Below are 16,931 nucleotides of genomic sequence, written 5' to 3' on the forward strand. Positions count from 1 at the left end.
CTGCTGCACCATGTCGTCTGCCCAGAAGAAAACCGTCTTTGTCCTGAATGGCCCCAACCTGAACCTGCTGGGCACGCGCGAACCCGCCGTGTACGGCGCGCACACCCTGGCCGATGTGGAGCAGATGTGCGTTGAGGCCTGTGAGCGCCACGGTTTTGCGCTGCGTTTTCACCAGAGCAACCATGAAGGCGCGCTGGTGGACTGGATCCACGAGGCCGGCCGCCTGCACGCTGCTGGCGAGCTGGCCGGCGTGGTGCTCAATGCCGGTGCCTACACGCACACCAGCGTGGCCCTGCACGATGCCACCAAGGGCACGGCCATCACGTTGATCGAGCTGCACATCAGCAATGTGCACGCCCGCGAAGCCTTCCGCCACCACTCCTACATCGCCGCAGCGGCCAAGGCCGTGATGTGCGGCTTTGGCGTGCGCGGCTATGCGCTGGCCATCGACGGCCTGGCGGGCATGTGATGACCGCTGGGGACGACGAGGACCAGGCGACCCCCGCAGCCGCTGCGCGCGAGGTCGCCCGCCTGCCTTCCCCCGAGATCGACCGCCTGCGGGCGCTGGCCCGGCGCCACACCACGCCCTGCGGCAGTGGTGACATGGTGTGGCACAGCTGGGGCGAGGCCCAAGGTGATGTACCGCCGCTGGTGCTGCTGCACGGCGGCAGCGGCAGTTGGACGCACTGGGTGCGCAACATCGAGCCCCTGGTGGTCGCTGGCCGCCAGATCTGGATACCCGACCTGCCGGGCTTTGGCGATTCGGCCACCCCGCCCGAGGGCGGCGATGCCGATGCCCTGGTCGAGCCCATGGCCGAGGGCCTGCGCGCGCTGTTTGGCCCCCGGCCGGTGGACCTGGTCGGTTTTTCGTTTGGCGGGCTTACCGCAGGGCTCGCGCTGGCGGCCCACCCCGAACTGGCGCGCCAACTGGTGGTGGTGGGTGCCCCCGCCATGGGCGTGGTGGCCGAACGGCCTGTGCGCCTGAAAGGCTGGCGCCACCTGCCGCCCGCTGAGCAGCTCGACATGCACCGCTACAACCTGGCCGTGCTGATGCTGCGCGATGCAGCCCTGGTCGAAGGCCTGGCGCTCGAAGTGCATGTGGGCAATGTGGTGCGCGACCGCATGACGCGCCGCCGCCTGGCGCGCACCGACATCCTGGCCCGCTCGCTGCCGCAGGTGACCTGCCCGGTGCACGTGATCTACGGCGAAGCCGACGCGCTGTACCAGGGCTTCATGGCCGAGCTGGAGGCTGCATATGCCGCCGCCGTGCCGGATTTTCGGGGCATGGCCCTGGTGGCCGATGCCGGGCACTGGGTGCAGTTCGAGCGGCCCGAGGTTTTCTTGCAGGCCCTGCTGGCAGCGCTGGCGGATGGCGCAGCGGGTAGAAGGGGCTGACATGGCAGACACTCCGCTCGATCCCAAGCCATTGGCGCCTGCCGTAGCAGCTGCCTTGCCCGAGGCAGCGCCACGCCCACCCCGCCCGCCGCAGGAGGCCCCTCGCGTCAACGGCCAAGTCGCCGTGCTGCAGGTCGACGAGCGCGAGGTCGAGATCACCGCCATGCGCGCCCAGGGCGCGGGCGGGCAGAACGTCAACAAGGTATCGAGCGCCGTGCACCTGCGCTTTCCCATCGCCGCGTCGTCCCTGTCCGAAGGCGTGAAGGAGCGCCTGCTGGCCCTGCGCGATTCGCGCATCACGCAAGACGGCGTGGTCGTCATCAAGGCCCAGCAGTACCGCAGCCAGGAGCAGAACCGCAGCGATGCGATCGAGCGGCTGAACGCCCTGGTCAACACCGTGGCTGCGCCGCCGCGGGTGCGGCGGGCGACCAAGCCGACATATGGGTCGAAGCAGCGGCGGCTGGAGGGGAAGAGTCAGCGGAGTGAGACGAAGGCGTTACGGGGGCGGGTGGTGGATTGAGCGGGTCTACGTGTCTTGGAGGTGCGTGCTTCAAGGGGCTTGATTGACCTTAAAAATGCAACAATCAGTTTGACTCCAGGGGCTTGGTTGCGATCACTGCAAGTTCTACAGTACCTCTCAGACGCTAGAGAAAGTACGCCCACAATGTCCGCAACCACCCAAGCCCTTTCCTCAACCCAGGTCCCCGCCCTGTTCGTATCGCACGGCGCGCCAATGTTCGCCATCGATGCCGGCACCACCGGCCCTGCGCTCACGCAGTGGGGGCAGGGGCTGCGGGCGCAGTTTCCCGGGCTGCGCGGTGTGGTGATCATGTCGCCGCACTGGATGGCGCGCAGCCCGCAGGTGATGACGGGGCCGCAGCCGGCCACCTGGCATGACTTTGGCGGTTTTCCGCAGGCGCTGTACCAACTGCAGTACCCGGCCCCGGGCTCGCCCGCGCTGGCGCAGGAGGTGCTGGGCTTGCTGCAGGCGGCCGGCGTGGCCGCGCGGGGCGATGCCGCGCGGCCCTTCGACCATGGCGCCTGGGTGCCGCTGATGCATTTGTTCCCCGACGCCGACCTGCCGGTGGTGCAGGTGGCCCTGCCGGCGGGCGCAGGCCCTGCCGAGGTGTTTGCGCTGGGTGCGGCGCTGCGCGGGCTGCGCAGCCAGGGCGTGCTGGTGGTGGGTTCGGGCAGCATGACGCACAACCTGTCCGAGTTCTTTGGCGGCGTGCGCGAGCCCGCGCCCTATGTGCTGGAGTTCAGCCGCTGGATCGAGGATGCGCTGGCCCGCGGTGACATGCAGGCGCTGCTCGACTACCGCAGCCAGGCGCCGCATGCGGCGCGCGCTCACCCGACGGAAGACCACTTCCTGCCCATTTTTTTCGCGCTGGGTGCGGCCGGCGATGACCTGCAGGCGCAGTACCTGAGCCGCGAGGTGATGTACAGCATGTTGTCGATGGACGCATTTGCCTTGCAACCTGCTGCACACTGAGCGGCGAACAAACCTCTTCTGCTGGCACCCTTTCAACATCAAGATTCATGACTACACCTCAACTGCCGCTGACCTACCTGCACCGCCCCGCCGCCGCCGGCACCACCGAGCCCTGGCTGCTGGTGCTGATGCACGGCGTGGGCAGCAATGAGCAGGACCTGTTCGGCCTGGCGCCGCATGTGCCCGGGCGCTTCCATGTGCTGAGCCTGCGCGCGCCGTTCCGCATGGGGCCGGGGGCCAACGCCTGGTTCGAGTTTTCGGTGGCGCCCAATGGCGACCGCACCATCAACGAGCCGCAGGAGCTGCAAAGCCGCGCGCTGGTGGCGCAGGCGGTGGAGGCCGCTGCATCGCAACTGGGTGTGCCGGCCAGCCGCGTGGTGGTGGGCGGGTTCAGCCAGGGCGGCATCATGTCGCTGTCGCTGCTGCTCACCCAGCCCGCGCTGCTGCAGGCCGCGATGGTGTGGCACAGCCGGCTGTTGCCCCAGGTGCTGCCAGCCGCCGCGCCGGCCGCTGCGCTGCAGGGCAAGCAGCTGTGGGTGAGCCATGGCACGCAGGACAACGTGATCCCGTTGGTGCAGGCCCATGCCATCCGCGAGCATTTCGCGCAGCTGCCCGTCACCCTGAGCTACCGCGAGTTCCCGGGCATGCACGAGATCCGCCCGGCCGAGCTGGCCGCTACGGTGGACTGGTTGCAGTCCTTGTAGGAATCTCCCGCGTCTGGGCACGCTGTTGCTTGCGTGCAGCGTGCCCATGACGAAAACAGGGCGTTACGTCTTGCCGGAACCTAAAGGGTTTCCAATGGTCAGGCCATGATCATCCGGGCCGCTGCGTTGGCCGCACCCCGGCCCATGACGCAAGGACCCCTGCATGCCCGATCCAGTGCTCGACCCCGACCGCGATTTCTCCGAACTGCGCAGCGACCACCGTCCGGCTCCGCCGCGCAGCACGGGCGGGGCGACCGGCTGGGTGGCGGGCGCGCTGGTGGTGGCCCTGGTGGGTGCGGGCTACGCATGGTGGCAATGGCAGGCCAAGAACAACGCGGTGGCCGAGCCGCCTGCCGCCGCGGCGCCGCCCGAGGCCGCTCCATCCGCACCCGTGGCTGCTGCATCGGAGCCCACGGGCCCGCAGAACCTCATCGACCCGCTGGCCCCGGCCGATGCCGCTCAACTGCCTGAACTGGCCGAGTCCGATGCCGCAGTGGCCCAGGCGCTGACCGAACTGCTGGGGCAGCCCTCGGTGGGTTCGTTCTTGCAGCTCGACGGCTTTGTGCGCCGCGTGGTGGCCACAGTGGACAACCTGCCGCGCGCCCAGGCGCCCTCGCGCATGTGGCCGGTGCAGCTGGCGCCGCGCCGCTTCAGCGTGGAGGGTGTGCCCGGCACCCACGGCCAACTGGCCATTGCGGGCGGCAATGCCGGGCGCTACAGCGCCTTCGTGGCCTTTGCCGAGGCGATCCCCGTTGACCAGGCCGTTGCCTTGTACGCGCGGCTGTACCCGCTGTTCCAGCAGGCGTATGAAGAGCTGGGCTATCCCAACAAATACTTCAACGACCGCTTGGTGGCCGTGCTCGACCACCTGCTCAAGACGCCCGAGCCCACCGGCCCGTTGCTGGTGGAACTGACCGAGGTGAAGGGCGAAGTGACCTCCACCCGGCCCTGGGTGCGCTACGAGTTCGTGGACCCGCAGCTGCAGGCGCTGTCGAGCGGGCAGAAGATGCTGGTGCGCATGGGGCCGGAGAACGAAAAGCGCCTGAAGGCCCGCCTGGCCGAGTTCCGCAAGCGCGTGGCCACGGGGGTGGGGCCCAAGGCTGCGGGCAAGGGGCAGGTGCCTGCGGCGAAACCACCGGCGCGCAAGCCGGCACAGTGAAAGCGCGCAGCGGCCGCGTGCGGTGGCCACAGCGACAATGGCCAGTACCGAGTCTGTGTGGACTCCGTTGGGGCCCATGGACGTTGAGATTCTCGACTATCACTGACGGGAGATCACCATGGCGAAGAACGGCATGCGCCCGATCCATCCGGGCGAAATTTTGAAAGAAGAGTACCTGGTACCACTGGGTCTCAGCGCCAATGCGGTGGCGAAGGCACTCAACGTGCCGCCCTCCCGGGTCGGAGACATCGTGCTGGAAAGGCGCGGCATCACCGTGGACACGGCCTTGCGGCTCGCACAGTTTTTCGGGGGCGATGCGCAGTCGTGGCTGAACCTGCAGCAGGCCTATGAACCCAAGGTCGCGGAAAAGACCCTTTTGAAGGAAATCAGGAAGGAAGTCCGGCCTCATTCCATCGGGGGCGACAGCCGGCTTGCCCTTGCCTGAGGGGTCGAAGGACAAGCCGCGCAAAAAGGGTGGAGTGGCAGGCCAGCCCCGCTGCGTGCACCGGACGTGATGTACCAACGAACCAACCGCCGTTGATATATCTCGCCGAACTTCGTGCTCATCTCAACGACTGACCTATGGAAGGTCTGCACAGTGCGATGAACGACAACGTAGCAAGCTGATTTTAGCCAAGACAGGCTACCGGGGCTCAGATCCACAGGTCCTGGCCGTCGTTCGGCCCGCAACGGGCTTTGATTTGCGGGCAATCTCGGCGCATTTGAGAGGCCATTCCAAGCAACAAATACGGTCGGCATGTTGATCGCAATATAGCTACGGGCTTGATTTGCTTTAATGAGTAATTTTGGAATAATATCTTCCAATTCAGCCAACCCCGTACTTCCATCCAAAGCCGTAGACGTTATGCCAAAGATTGCAATCGATGGGTTCACTGTGTCTAGGGACATGGACAGCGTCTCGCGCCCTGTTGTGGCACTGAGTGCCACGTCGGTAACAAAGGACTGGGAAAATGCCAAGCACCAGCACCGCAAGGCGCAGCTAATCTATTCAGCGCGCGGCATCCTCAACTGTGAAATTGAAGATGGTGTCTGGATTGTGCCGCCGCAGTGCGCCATATGGATTCCGGGCGACTTGCCCCACTCGGCGCGGGGGGCTGGTGAAACCGAATGCTATTGTTTGTTCGTAGAGCCCGACGCCGCACCAGATCTGCCGACAACGTGCTGCACCATTTCGGTAACTCCATTGCTCCGCGAGTTGCTACTGAAGGTGGCCGGATTTCCTGAGTTATACGCCTCGGGGGGTCGAGAAGACCGGCTGATTGCCGCGTTGCTCGATGAATTGGTGGCGGCGCCGGTAGAGCACTTGCATCTACCCATGCCGCGCGATCTCCGATTGCGCCGCCTCGCGCAAATGATGCTGGATGACCCGACGGACAAGACCTCGAAGGCCGATTGGGCAACTCGTATTGGCATGAGCGAGCGAAGCATGAGCCGTCTTCTGCTGCATGAGCTTGGGATGAGCTACGGGCGCTGGCGTCGACAGCTGCATGTGATCCTTGCACTTCAACTTTTGACCAAGGGCCAGAGCGTACAAGCGGTGGCGTTCGAGCTGGGCTATGAAAACGCCAGTGGGTTCGTCACCATGTTCCGCAAAGCAGTAGGCAAGCCTCCAGCACGATACCTCTCGGATCGCGCGAGCGGCGCACAGCTTGCTACCGTGCCCGGGATCATTCTTCCCGACGAAACCTTCGCCTGACTCCATCAGACTGTATTGGCTTGGGATTGTCTGCTGCGTCCAGCCCGTCAGCCATGCCTTCCGCGCAGCTACTTCCATTGCAAACGTTGTTTGGGGATGGTGAAAAACGACTCCTTTGGACAGTGTCCTCCCTTTCCTCAAAGCGCGCAGAGGCTGGCGTGGCCCCCATTGGTTGCAGCATGTTCGCTGCCACAGGTGCGCCAGGGCACGCTCATGACAATCAGTTCGCTGGAAGCGGTAACGATTGGCCTAATTGAACAACAATCTGGCTTGGTTTCGCAATCTATTCTCTCAGTGCTGCGGTCAAATGACGCATCTAAATACAAATGAGTATTGTTTATGCCGTCCGTCGCAACTACAGGCAAGTCTCTTCAGCCATTTGGTAATCGCGCTAAGCCCTATGACTACCTTCGTCAGGGTGGGCCGTTAAGGGGAAACATCAGGAATATGTCCTGCGCCGTGCTCGGCTCGGCGGTGGCTTTTCTCATGAGCGCGCAGGAGGCGTTCGCCGCCCTGCCAGAGCAAATCCAAAACAACGCATCGGGGTCGTCTCAAGAGGAAATACCGTTGCCGGATGTCACCGTAACGGGCCGCATGGATACGGCGACCACCGAGGGTACCGGCTCCTACACCACGGGCCAGACGACGACGGCGACGAATTTGCCACTGTCGCTTGAAGAAACACCGCAATCGGTCACGGTGGTGACGCGCCAGCGCATGGATGACCAGCAATTGAATTCGGCGCAGGGCGTGTTGGAAAACACCACAGGTGTCGCGTCGTACCAGTCCGACAGCGAACGGACGAGCTTCTACTCACGCGGTTTTTTGATCAATAACGTTCAGTATGACGGCATACCTACCGTCGTCGGCAACATTGTCAATGGGAGTGGTATCGGTTCTATCGACACCGCGTTCTATGACCGTGTCGAGGTAGTGCGAGGCGGCTCCGGGTTGCTGACCGGCACCGGCAATCCCTCGGCAGCCGTCAACCTCGTGCGCAAAAGACCGACCCGTGACTTCTCGGCGTCCGCTTCGCTCGGTGCAGGAAGCTGGGATACCCGCCGGGGAATGGCTGACGTATCGACTCCATTGACAGAGGACGGCCGCATTCGCGCGCGCATGGTGGGGACGTACCAAGACGGGCACTCTTACATCGACGGCTATAAGCCGAAGAGGAAAGCGTTGTATGGGATCGTCCAGGCTGACCTGACATCAAACACGAAGGTGAGCGTGGGCTATGACTACCAGGACATCACGCCGCAGGGCTCGACCTGGGGAGGTTTGCCGCTATGGTTCAGCGACGGCACGCAGGCGGACTATTCACGCGCCAAGAACTACGCGCAGGATTGGAGCCATTGGGACACTACACTCAAGACAGCCTTCGCCGAGATCGCGCACCGCTTCGATAACGGCTGGAACTTACGGGCCGCCGCTAACAAGTACAGCACCGATTTCGATGCCGAACTACTTGGTCTAGCTGGCCGACCCGATCGTGCCACAGGGCTCGGCTCCAATCCCAACGGAGCCTATCCGGTAGCGCTGGCGTCTGAAGGCCGCAGCCGTCAAAACACCATCGACGTGATGGCGAGCGGCCCCTTTGAACTGCTGGGCCGCCAACATGACTTGGTGGTGGGGGCAACGAGTTCGCGCCGCACGGCTAGCCAAGAAGATATATCGCCTTTCTTTGCTGGCTTTGCGCCGGTCAATGTCTATGGCCTGAGCCCTGCCTTTCCCCGCCCTAATTTCGATGCTATAGCTTCGATACCGACCCGCACACAAATCAAGCAGAGCGGTGTCTATAGTGCAGCCCGAATTTCGCTGTCTGAACCTCTGAAACTCATCGCTGGCGGTCGCTTCAGCAGCTACGAAATCGACGACAACGTCAGAGGCATGTCGTTGCACTACAAAAAGAGTAGTGAGTTCACCCCCTATGCGGGCTTTGTCTACAACATTGACAAGACCTATTCGGCCTATGTCAGCTATACGAGGATATTCAATCCGCAAGCCGACTATCGGGACAGCAATGGCAATGTGCTCACGCCATCCAAAGGAAAAACCAAGGAAATCGGCCTCAAAGGCTCTTACCTGGACGGGCGGCTGAATGGGTCGGTAGCCTTGTTCCAGACCGAGCTGGACAACGCGGCCCAACTTGTCGCTGGAGCCTACACGCCAAGTGGCGCCCAAGCCTACGCAAGCGTGAATGGGACGAAGTCGCGCGGGATCGAACTGGACTTGCAGGGCGAACTGGTGCGCGGCTGGAACATCTACGCAGGTATCGCCAGCTTCACTGCGCAAGATGGCCATGGCGCCCGCTTGAGTTCGCAAATACCGCGCACCACGGCCCAATTTTTCACGACTTACCAGTTGCCCGGAGAGTTGAACAAGTTGACGCTGGGCGGAGGCGTCAAGTGGCAGAGCCGCTTCTATCGAGCGGCCAACAAAGGCACCAGTTCCTTGGGCGGAGAACAAAGTTCATATGCGTTGGTGTCGCTTGTGGCGCGGTACGCCTTCACAAAGAAGACCAACGTGGCCGTCAACCTTAACAACGTATTTGACAAGAAGTACGCACTGCAGAAGGGCGATTTTGACACCGTGAGTTATGGCGCGCCGCGCAACTTGATGGTGACGCTGAACTATAAATATTGATTTTATGGCTAACGAACGCTTTATCCATTGAAATTTGCAGACACACCTCATTAATTATCGAAAAAGCTTTTATGCCCCTTAAATCCCAATTACGCCCCGCACGAGAAATGGTCATGGATGGACAAAACAAGGTCGCCTTGTTCTGGTTGACCACAGCCGCTGGTGTCGTGCTCTTTGTCACCTTTCAGTTGTTCTTCTACGTAAACGACTTCGTTAGAGCGCAGGGAGCGACGCCTGCGATCACGTTTGAGCCAGAAATACTCTGGATGTTTTCCGCGTTCTATGGTTGTTGGATCATCACGGTGCTCGTCGCACTGATTGGAACCCGTAAGGCACAGTGGATTTCACTGGCCCTCGGCAGCCTGCTTGTAGTTCTGAATACCCTCGGGGGGATCGCCGACGGGCTACGCGACGGTTGGCACATTGCCTTTTCGGCAGTGTTCTTCATTACTTTACCCGGCATTTTCGCCATTTTGGCTACTTGGCGTTGCATCAAAATTAAAGGAAACCACCATGGTGATGAATAGTTCCGCCTTCCCTTTGGTCTGGATGAATCTTACGCAAGAACCTGGACATGACCACCAGAAGGACTTCGACGAATTTGAGGCCAATCTGCGACGCGGAGAGCCCTTCGTTCTCTTAACCGATACCGTACCAACTGTTGAAGACCATGAGCACTTGCCGCAAGAAAAGAAGCGCACTTCGCTCTGGATGAAGAAGCACAAGGTTGAGTTAAGAAGACTGGTTCTGGGAATGATCCTGGTCGAACCCAACACAGCTAAACGTTTAGCCTATAAGGCATTTGCGGCCGTCTTTGCCAAGTTCTGGGGCTACCCTTTACTTCTTGCTGAGTCACGTGAGCAAGCAGTGGAAATGGCCAAGCAACTACTTCCAAGAGATGCAAGGCCATCCCTCTGAGCGAAATAATGCGAGGCCGTTTGCTATTCGTCAAGGCTTAACTGGTGACGCCTCTATAAACAATCAACGGATTGGCTGGGATGCCCAACGCGCACGATCGTTTTGCCGAGGTTGCTGCCCAGCAGCACTCGGCGTAGCGCGCGCCGCCTTGGATCAGGCTGCTACCGCAGGCCGAGGGCCGTGGCGCAGGGTGAGCAAGGTGCCCAGCGTCAGCGCTGCCAGCGCAAAGGCCGGTGCGCCCAGGGCGCCCACATGGTCCACCATCAGGCCGCCGAAGATGGCGCCGCTGGCGATGGCGATCTGGAAGGCCGCCACCAGCAGCCCGCCCGCGCCCTCGGCCTGGTCGGGCGCGGCACGCACGATCCAGGTCTGAAAGCCCACGGGGAAGGCGCCGAAGGCAAAGCCCCACAGCGTGACGGCGATGGCCGTGATGGCGGCCGACTGGCCGGCCACCAGCAAGGTGGCGGCCAGCACGGCGATGACGGCGCCGCCGGCGACGATGGCCTGGCGCTCGCTGCGCCCGGCGATCCAGCCGCCCACGAAGTTGCCGAAGAAGCCTCCCACCCCATAGCCCAGCAGCACGGCGGTGATGGTGGCCACCGACATGTGCGTGACCTGCTCCATCAGCGGGCGGATGTAGGTGAAGCCTGCGAAGTGGCCCGAGATCACCAGCAGCACCGCCAGCAGCGCCACGCGCACCGGTGGGCGGCGCAGCAGCTCGCCCAGCACCTTGAGGTTGGGGTTGTCGCGCGGGGGCAGGGCAGGCAGGGCCACCAGTTGCACGGCCAGCGTGATCAGGCTGATGCCGCCGGCTGCGATGAAGGCGCTGCGCCAGCCCCACAGGTCGCCCATCCAGGCGCCGATGGGCGCCGCGCACACGGTGGCCACCGATACCCCGGTGAGGATGAACGACATGGCCCGTGCGAACAGCGATGCCGGCACCAGCCGCATGGCCAGCGCCGCCGACATGGACCAGAAGCCCCCCAGCGCCACGCCCAGCAGCACCCGCGCCGCCAGCAGCGTGGCCATGCTGCCGGCCAGGGCCGACATCACGTTGGACAGCACCAGCAGCAGCGTGAAGGCGATCATGACAATCCGGCGGTCGATGCGGCGCGTGAGCAGCGGCAGCGACGGCGCGGCCACGGCGGCCACCAGCGCCGTCACGGTGACGGCTTGGCCTGCGGCGCCATCGCTCACGCGCAGGTCGCTGGCCATGGCGGTGAGCAGGCTGGCGGGCAAAAACTCGGCCGTGACCAGGCCGAAGACACCCAGGGCCATGGACGCCACGGCGGCCCAGCGTGCCTCGGTGGGCTCGGGGGCGGAAAGGGGGGCGGGCGTGGCCTCGGCAGCGACGGCACCGGTGGGCGCATCAAGGCAGGCGGAGCAGGAGGGAGAGGAGGACACGGGAAAGGCCTTCGGGTGGATGGAAAGCCATGGTAGGGATAAGATGGCGGCGTTTCCATGCCGTAAAAGCCGAAATGCTTGACTTTTTATCCAAGCCCTTCAATCAGGTGCCGCAGCAGCCTTTTGCCGACCCGCCGGACCTGCTGACCCAGATCCTGCTCGGCCTGCGTCTGGACGGCGTGGAGTATGGCCGCTGCGTGCTGCACCCGCCGTGGGCCATTGCCTTCCCTGCGCAACGCTCGGCGCGCTTTCACTTCGTGGGCCATGGCGGGGCCTGGCTGCGCACGCCCGCGACCGACTGGCAGCGCCTGAACCCGGGCGACGCGGTGCTGCTGCCGCATGGCAGCTTTCATGTGCTGGCCAGTTCGCCCGACGTGCCGCCGGTGGACATCGATTCGCTGGCGCGCAAGGCCGTGTCCGAGAACATCTACCTGGTGGACGGGCGCGATGCCAACAACGCGCACCTGGGCGCCGCCGTGGCACCACCCCCGCCGCAGGCGCCCGACGTGATGTTCTGCGGCGCGCTGCGCTTCAACCTCGACCCGCTGCACCCACTGATGGCCATGATGCCCGAGGTGATGATGGCCGGCGACCTGGCGCGGCGCGACACCACCGTGCCGGTGCTGCTCGACGCCATGGAGCGTGAGGTGGAGCAGGACCGCATGGGCGCCTGCGCCATCCTGGCGCGCCTGGCCGATGCGCTGGCCGCGAGCATCATCCGCGCCTGGGTGGAATGCAGCTGCAACAACCCCACGGGCTGGATCGCCGCCGTGCGCTGCCCGCGCATCGGCAAGGTGATCGCCGCCATCCACGCCGACCCCGAGCGCGACTGGAATGTGCCGCTGCTGGCCGACCTGATGGGCGCCTCGCGCTCGAGCTTTTCCGAATCGTTCACGCGCACCATGGGCGAGAGCCCCGCGCGCTATGTGGCCAAGGTCAAGATGTCGCAGGCGCGCAGCTGGATCGCACGCGACGGCATGCGTGTGGCGGTGGCGGCCAACCGCCTGGGCTACGAGTCCGAGGCCTCGTTCAGCCGGGCGTACAAGCGCATCATCGGGCACCCGCCGAGCACGGCGCGGGCGCAATGATGGAGGCTGCGGGGGCTATGCCTTGGGCAATGGCAGCGGCAGCGGCAGCGCCGTCTTGTAGCGCACCTGCTTGAGTGCAAAGCTCGAGCGGATCTTTTCCACGCCCGGTATGGGCGCCAGCCGCTCCAGAATGAAGCGCTCCAGCGCGCCGATGTCGGGCACGGCCACGCGGATCAGGTAGTCACTGTCGCCGCTCATGAGGTAGCACTCCATCACCTCGTCGTGCTCGGCGATGCGCTGCTCGAAGTCGCCCAGCGCTTCCTTGCTCTGCGTCTTCAGGCTGATGCTGATGAACACATTGAGCCCCAAGCCCAGCGCCGCCGCGCTGGCCAGCGCCACGTAGCGGCTGATGACGCCCGCGGACTCCAGCGCCTTCACGCGCGCCAGGCAGGGCGAGGGCGACAGGTGGACGCGCCGCGCCAGCTCCACGTTGGACAGGGAGCCGTCGGCCTGCAGCTCGGCCAGAATGCGCAAATCCAGGGTATCCAGCTTCATGTGCCGGAGTTTAGGCGTTCTGCCGCACGAAGTGCTGTGATGGAGCCATCCACGGGCCAAAACGGCATCCCATGTGGCGCCGTAGTGGCTACAGTTGCTGCATGAACGCCCCCACCGCCCACCACCATCTGATGCAGCCCTTGGCCACCGATACCGACCCGCAGGAGACCGCCGAATGGCGCGATGCCTTCCTGGCCCTGGTAGCGACCGAGGGGCCCGAGCGCGCGCGCTTCATGCTGCAGGAGATGGTGCGCCTGGCGCGTGCAGGCCGGGTGGGCTGGCAGCCCGACCTGAACACGCCGTATGTGAACACCGTGGCCGTGCAGGACCAGCCTGTCTTCCCCGGCGACCTGGCCATCGAGGAGCGCGTGGCCTCCATCGTGCGCTGGAACGCGCTGGCCATGGTGGTGCGTGCCAACCAGGCCTATGGCGAGCTGGGTGGGCACATCGCCAGCTACGCCAGCGCGGCGGATCTGTTCGAGAGCGGGTTCAACCATTTCTTCCGGGCCCGTGAAGGTGTGGGTGAGGGGCAGCACCGGGGCGACCTGGTGTTCTTTCAGCCGCACAGCGCGCCCGGTGTGTATGCGCGGGCGTTCATGGAAGGCCGCCTGTCCGAGCAGGACCTGATGCACTACCGCCAGGAGCTGACGGCGCCGGGCGCAGGCGCGCAGGGCCTGTCGAGCTACCCGCACCCGTGGCTGATGCCGGATTTCTGGCAGTTCCCCACCGGGTCGATGGGCATCGGGCCCATCAGCAGCATCTACCACGCGCGCTTCATGCGCTACCTCACGCACCGCAATTTGCTCGACTGCTCGGCGCGCAAGGTGTGGGGTGTGTTCGGCGACGGCGAGATGGACGAGCCCGAGAGCATGAGCGCGCTGACCCTGGCCGCGCGCGAGGGGCTCGACAACCTGGTGTGGGTGGTCAACTGCAACCTGCAGCGGCTGGACGGCCCGGTGCGCGGCAACGGCCGCATCATCGACGAGCTGGAGCGCCTGTTCGCCGGCGCGGGCTGGAACGTGGTCAAGCTCGTGTGGGGCAGCGATTGGGACGGCTTGTTCGCCCGCGACCTGACGGGCGCGCTGGTGCGCACGCTTGAAGGCACGGTGGACGGCCAGATGCAGACCTTTGCGGCCAAGGACGGCCGCTTCAACCGCGACAACTTCTTCGGCCAGAATCCCGAGCTCGCGGCCCTGGCCCAGGGCATGACGGACGAGCAGATCGACTGCCTGAAGCGCGGCGGACACGACCTGGTGAAGATCCACGCCGCGTATGCCGCGGCCGCGCGCCACCAGGGCCAGCCCACGGTGATCCTGGCGCACACCAAGAAGGGCTACGGCATGGGCACGGCCGGCCAGGGCAAGATGACCACGCACAGCCAGAAGAAGCTCGACGAGACCGACCTCATCGAGTTCCGCAACCGCTTCAACCTGCCGCTTACCGATGAGCAGGCCACCAGCCTGGCCTTCTTCAAGCCCGCCGAAGACAGCCCCGAAATGCGCTACCTGCGCAGCCACCGGCAGAACCTGGGCGGCTACCTGCCGCGCCGCGAGACGGCGTGTGAGGCGCTGCCCGTGCCTGCCATCGCCAGCTATGCGCAGTTTGCGCTGCAGGCGGACGGCAAGGAGATGAGCACCACCATGGCCTTCGTGCGCATGCTGGGCAGTTTGCTCAAGGACGCCACGCTGGGCCCGCGCATTGTGCCCATCGTGGCCGACGAGGCGCGCACCTTCGGCATGGCCAATCTGTTCAAGCAGGTCGGCATCTACAGCAGCGTGGGCCAGCGCTATGCGCCGGAGGACATCGGCTCGGTGCTGAGCTACCGCGAGGCGCTCGACGGCCAGATTCTGGAGGAAGGCATCAGCGAGGCCGGCGCCATCGCCAGCTGGACGGCGGCGGCCACCAGCTACAGCGTGCACGGGCTGGCCATGCTGCCGTTCTACATCTACTACTCGATGTTCGGCTTTCAGCGCGTGGGCGATGCCATCTGGGCTGCGGCCGACCAGCGCGCGCGCGGCTTCTTGCTGGGTGCCACCTCGGGCCGCACCACCTTGGGCGGCGAGGGCCTGCAGCACCAGGACGGCAGCAGCCACCTGGTGGCGGCCACCATCCCCAACTGCAAGGCCTACGACCCGGCCTACGCGGGCGAGATGGCCGTGATCGTCGACGCCGGCATGCGCGAGATGGTGACCGAGCAGCGCGACGTTTTCTACTACGTCACGCTGATGAACGAGAACTACGCCCAGCCCGACCTGCCCGCCGATGCGGCCGAGGGCGTGCTGCGCGGCTGCTATGTATTCAAGCGCTTCGGTGCCGAAGGCCCTGCGGCCAACGCACGCCACGTGACGCTGATGGGCTCCGGCGCCATCCTCACCGAGGTGGTCAAGGCCGCGCAGCAACTGGCCGCCGAGGGCATTGCAGCCACCGTGGTCAGCGTAACCAGCTGGAGCGAATTGGCGCGCGATGGCGTGGCGTGCGAGCAGCGCGCCATCGCGGGAGAAACAGATAAGCCGGGTACCCCCTGGCTTGCAGCACAGCTGGCCGCCACAAGCGGACCGGTGATTGCTGCAACCGACTATGTGCGCGCCGTGCCCGAGACGGTGCGCGCCTTCGTGCCCGAGGGGCGCAAGTACCTGACCCTGGGGACCGATGGGTTCGGGCGCAGCGACACGCGGGCGGCGCTGCGGGAGTTCTTCGGGGTGGATGCGGCCGCCGTGGTGCGGGCTGCCAGGTTTGCGTTGGGGGCCACGGCAGCCCGGTGAGCATGCAAGGCGCAAGCCTTGCCTTGGGTGACCGCATTGAGTGCGGCAAGCGTGGTGCGCTACGCTTGCCGCCCTTGTGTTTTGTTTTGCCGTTTTTTGCCCATGACCCAGCCCTTTGCCACGGTGGCCCTGACTGCCGAGAACATCGCCTGCTGTGCGGACCTGTACCGGGGCGTGTTCAATGCGCCGCCCTGGAACGATGGATGGGAGCATGCCGCTGTGGTGGAGCGGCTCGCGGCATTCATGGCCTTCCCGGCTGCGCGCGCAATGGCGTTGCTGGTCGAGGAGGTGCCGGTTGCGATGGTGCTGGGCTGGAAGGAGCGGTGGGTGAATGGGTGGACGTTTCACATCAAGGAGATGTGCGTGGCGGGGCATCTGCAGCGGCAAGGGGCTGGTTCGGTGCTGATGCGTGCGTTCGAGGACGTGCTGCGAGGCGAGGGCGTTGTGAGTTTGAATTTGCAGACGCTGGAGAGCGCGCCGGCATTTGGGTTTTATGAGGGCTTGGGCTATCGCAAGGGTCAGGTGGTGATGTTGGGGAAGAGGCTGTAGTTGCCCAAGCCATCGGCAAACGGCCGGTGGGGCGCAGTCGGGGAACCCCCAGTGCCGGCGGGGTAGAAGCCTTCTTACAATGTGTTGCAGCAACCGCTGGAGGGCGCCATGGCACACGTCACCTGGGACCACAACCAACCTACCACCTGGATAGCGACGGTCAGCGGGCAAGCCGTCTGCTCCGTCAAGCGCAAGGACATTGGTGGGTGGACAGCGGGCTGGACGGATGAGCGCTTGTGGCCGGCGCCGGCCCATCTGCCCAAGGCTCTGCCGCAGCCCACGCGGTTTTTCAGCAGCCTGGAATAAGCGAAGGTGGCGGTGGAGCAGGCGCTGTCGACCTGAGCGCTGTTCCTTGTGTGGGTGCTTCGGTGTCGTTGCGGTGCTAGCGCGCCACAGCCCTGCCTGAAACCCCCAGTGCAGGCGTCGGCTGGTCGCCTGTAGCTACTGTGTGCCTGGATTGTGGGCGGGAGCCGGGGTGTGCGCCCGGCGGCGCACCTACCTTCTTTTGCTTCGCCAAAAGAAGGTAGGCCAAGAAAAGGCGACCCCGCTGCCCGTGTCCCCCTCGCCGGTGGCGAGGGGGCAGCCTGCGATGCTCGGTCCTG

At 64.6% G+C, this 16,931-nt stretch carries 17 protein-coding genes; 15 read left to right on the forward strand and 2 right to left on the reverse strand.

Going from position 1 to position 16,931, the window contains the following annotated elements:
• Positions 1 to 10: 10 nt before the first annotated feature.
• From aroQ to ASE31_RS30765, 11 genes are all read left to right on the forward strand, one after another.
• Complete coding sequence (gene aroQ / locus ASE31_RS00080; protein ID WP_057199505.1) at positions 11 to 469, forward strand: type II 3-dehydroquinate dehydratase; 459 nt, start codon at positions 11 to 13, stop codon at positions 467 to 469.
• On the forward strand, positions 469 to 1,395 hold the full coding sequence (locus ASE31_RS00085; RefSeq protein WP_057199506.1) for an alpha/beta fold hydrolase: 927 nt from the start codon (positions 469 to 471) through the stop codon (positions 1,393 to 1,395). Before aroQ ends, ASE31_RS00085 begins: the two co-directional genes overlap by 1 nt.
• 55 nt (positions 1,396 to 1,450) lie before the next feature.
• Complete coding sequence (gene arfB / locus ASE31_RS00090) at positions 1,451 to 1,915, forward strand: alternative ribosome rescue aminoacyl-tRNA hydrolase ArfB (protein WP_369819425.1); 465 nt, start codon at positions 1,451 to 1,453, stop codon at positions 1,913 to 1,915.
• Between the two features lie 144 nt (positions 1,916 to 2,059).
• Complete coding sequence (locus ASE31_RS00095) at positions 2,060 to 2,887, forward strand: class III extradiol ring-cleavage dioxygenase (protein ID WP_057199507.1); 828 nt, start codon at positions 2,060 to 2,062, stop codon at positions 2,885 to 2,887.
• A gap of 47 nt (positions 2,888 to 2,934) precedes the next feature.
• Positions 2,935 to 3,591, forward strand: a complete 657-nt coding sequence (locus tag ASE31_RS00100; protein ID WP_057199508.1) for an alpha/beta hydrolase — start codon at positions 2,935 to 2,937, stop codon at positions 3,589 to 3,591.
• A gap of 163 nt (positions 3,592 to 3,754) precedes the next feature.
• A complete protein-coding gene (locus tag ASE31_RS00105; protein ID WP_057199509.1) occupies positions 3,755 to 4,750 on the forward strand; it encodes a DUF3014 domain-containing protein in 996 nt (331 codons plus the stop codon).
• A 118-nt stretch (positions 4,751 to 4,868) separates the two neighbouring features.
• Positions 4,869 to 5,195, forward strand: coding sequence for a HigA family addiction module antitoxin (locus ASE31_RS00110; RefSeq protein WP_057199510.1), 327 nt, complete (start codon positions 4,869 to 4,871; stop codon positions 5,193 to 5,195).
• Positions 5,196 to 5,615: 420 nt separating this feature from the next.
• The gene (locus ASE31_RS00115; protein WP_057199511.1) at positions 5,616 to 6,467 is read left to right on the forward strand and encodes a helix-turn-helix domain-containing protein; all 852 of its coding nucleotides are present in this window, start codon (positions 5,616 to 5,618) and stop codon (positions 6,465 to 6,467) included.
• Positions 6,468 to 6,914: 447 nt separating this feature from the next.
• Positions 6,915 to 9,113: a TonB-dependent siderophore receptor gene (locus tag ASE31_RS00120; protein ID WP_082603946.1), complete on the forward strand. Its 2,199-nt coding sequence runs from the start codon at positions 6,915 to 6,917 to the stop codon at positions 9,111 to 9,113.
• A gap of 113 nt (positions 9,114 to 9,226) precedes the next feature.
• Positions 9,227 to 9,640, forward strand: coding sequence for a hypothetical protein (locus tag ASE31_RS00125; RefSeq protein WP_235514162.1), 414 nt, complete (start codon positions 9,227 to 9,229; stop codon positions 9,638 to 9,640).
• A complete protein-coding gene (locus ASE31_RS30765) occupies positions 9,627 to 10,031 on the forward strand; it encodes a hypothetical protein (RefSeq protein WP_082603948.1) in 405 nt (134 codons plus the stop codon). Before ASE31_RS00125 ends, ASE31_RS30765 begins: the two co-directional genes overlap by 14 nt.
• Positions 10,032 to 10,184: 153 nt before the next feature.
• Here the strand turns inward: ASE31_RS30765 and ASE31_RS00130 are convergent, their stop codons facing one another.
• Positions 10,185 to 11,435 carry an MFS transporter gene (locus tag ASE31_RS00130; protein ID WP_057199513.1) on the reverse strand — a complete coding sequence of 417 codons (1,251 nt, stop codon included), beginning with the start codon at positions 11,433 to 11,435 and terminating at the stop codon, positions 10,185 to 10,187.
• Positions 11,436 to 11,509: 74 nt separating this feature from the next.
• On the opposite strand from ASE31_RS00130, the gene ASE31_RS00135 reads away from it, so the two are divergent.
• The gene (locus ASE31_RS00135; protein ID WP_057199514.1) at positions 11,510 to 12,523 is read left to right on the forward strand and encodes an AraC family transcriptional regulator; all 1,014 of its coding nucleotides are present in this window, start codon (positions 11,510 to 11,512) and stop codon (positions 12,521 to 12,523) included.
• Positions 12,524 to 12,538: 15 nt separating this feature from the next.
• On the opposite strand, the gene ASE31_RS00140 is transcribed toward ASE31_RS00135, so the two are convergent.
• Positions 12,539 to 13,018 carry an Lrp/AsnC family transcriptional regulator gene (locus ASE31_RS00140; RefSeq protein WP_057199515.1) on the reverse strand — a complete coding sequence of 160 codons (480 nt, stop codon included), beginning with the start codon at positions 13,016 to 13,018 and terminating at the stop codon, positions 12,539 to 12,541.
• A 101-nt stretch (positions 13,019 to 13,119) separates the two neighbouring features.
• Here ASE31_RS00140 and mdeB point away from each other — a divergent pair, with 101 nt between their 5' ends.
• The 3 genes from mdeB to ASE31_RS00155 all read left to right on the forward strand — a co-directional run bounded on the left by mdeB (position 13,120) and on the right by ASE31_RS00155 (position 16,635).
• Complete coding sequence (mdeB, locus tag ASE31_RS00145) at positions 13,120 to 15,780, forward strand: alpha-ketoglutarate dehydrogenase (RefSeq protein WP_057199516.1); 2,661 nt, start codon at positions 13,120 to 13,122, stop codon at positions 15,778 to 15,780.
• A 102-nt stretch (positions 15,781 to 15,882) separates the two neighbouring features.
• The gene (locus ASE31_RS00150; RefSeq protein ID WP_057199517.1) at positions 15,883 to 16,329 is read left to right on the forward strand and encodes a GNAT family N-acetyltransferase; all 447 of its coding nucleotides are present in this window, start codon (positions 15,883 to 15,885) and stop codon (positions 16,327 to 16,329) included.
• Positions 16,330 to 16,437: 108 nt separating this feature from the next.
• On the forward strand, positions 16,438 to 16,635 hold the full coding sequence (locus ASE31_RS00155; RefSeq protein WP_057199518.1) for a hypothetical protein: 198 nt from the start codon (positions 16,438 to 16,440) through the stop codon (positions 16,633 to 16,635).
• The last annotated feature ends 296 nt before the right edge of the window (positions 16,636 to 16,931 follow it).

It is taken from the genome of Acidovorax sp. Root217, from assembly GCF_001428645.1.
Classification (GTDB): Bacteria; Pseudomonadota; Gammaproteobacteria; order Burkholderiales; family Burkholderiaceae_C; genus Acidovorax.

What these genes read in the sequence shown, in the direction of transcription:
- aroQ (WP_057199505.1), top strand. Translation starts at nt 11, where the DNA reads ATGTCGTCTGCCCAGAAGAAAACCGTCTTTGTCCTGAATGGCCCCAAC.
- ASE31_RS00085 (WP_057199506.1), top strand. Translation starts at nt 469, where the DNA reads ATGACCGCTGGGGACGACGAGGACCAGGCGACCCCCGCAGCCGCTGCG.
- ASE31_RS00095 (WP_057199507.1), top strand. Translation starts at nt 2,060, where the DNA reads ATGTCCGCAACCACCCAAGCCCTTTCCTCAACCCAGGTCCCCGCCCTG.
- ASE31_RS00100 (WP_057199508.1), top strand. Translation starts at nt 2,935, where the DNA reads ATGACTACACCTCAACTGCCGCTGACCTACCTGCACCGCCCCGCCGCC.
- ASE31_RS00105 (WP_057199509.1), top strand. Translation starts at nt 3,755, where the DNA reads ATGCCCGATCCAGTGCTCGACCCCGACCGCGATTTCTCCGAACTGCGC.
- ASE31_RS00110 (WP_057199510.1), top strand. Translation starts at nt 4,869, where the DNA reads ATGGCGAAGAACGGCATGCGCCCGATCCATCCGGGCGAAATTTTGAAA.
- ASE31_RS00115 (WP_057199511.1), top strand. Translation starts at nt 5,616, where the DNA reads ATGCCAAAGATTGCAATCGATGGGTTCACTGTGTCTAGGGACATGGAC.
- ASE31_RS00120 (WP_082603946.1), top strand. Translation starts at nt 6,915, where the DNA reads ATGTCCTGCGCCGTGCTCGGCTCGGCGGTGGCTTTTCTCATGAGCGCG.
- ASE31_RS00125 (WP_235514162.1), top strand. Translation starts at nt 9,227, where the DNA reads ATGGATGGACAAAACAAGGTCGCCTTGTTCTGGTTGACCACAGCCGCT.
- ASE31_RS30765 (WP_082603948.1), top strand. Translation starts at nt 9,627, where the DNA reads ATGGTGATGAATAGTTCCGCCTTCCCTTTGGTCTGGATGAATCTTACG.
- ASE31_RS00135 (WP_057199514.1), top strand. Translation starts at nt 11,510, where the DNA reads ATGCTTGACTTTTTATCCAAGCCCTTCAATCAGGTGCCGCAGCAGCCT.
- ASE31_RS00140 (WP_057199515.1), bottom strand. Translation starts at nt 13,018, where the DNA reads ATGAAGCTGGATACCCTGGATTTGCGCATTCTGGCCGAGCTGCAGGCC.
- mdeB (WP_057199516.1), top strand. Translation starts at nt 13,120, where the DNA reads ATGAACGCCCCCACCGCCCACCACCATCTGATGCAGCCCTTGGCCACC.
- ASE31_RS00150 (WP_057199517.1), top strand. Translation starts at nt 15,883, where the DNA reads ATGACCCAGCCCTTTGCCACGGTGGCCCTGACTGCCGAGAACATCGCC.
- ASE31_RS00155 (WP_057199518.1), top strand. Translation starts at nt 16,438, where the DNA reads ATGGCACACGTCACCTGGGACCACAACCAACCTACCACCTGGATAGCG.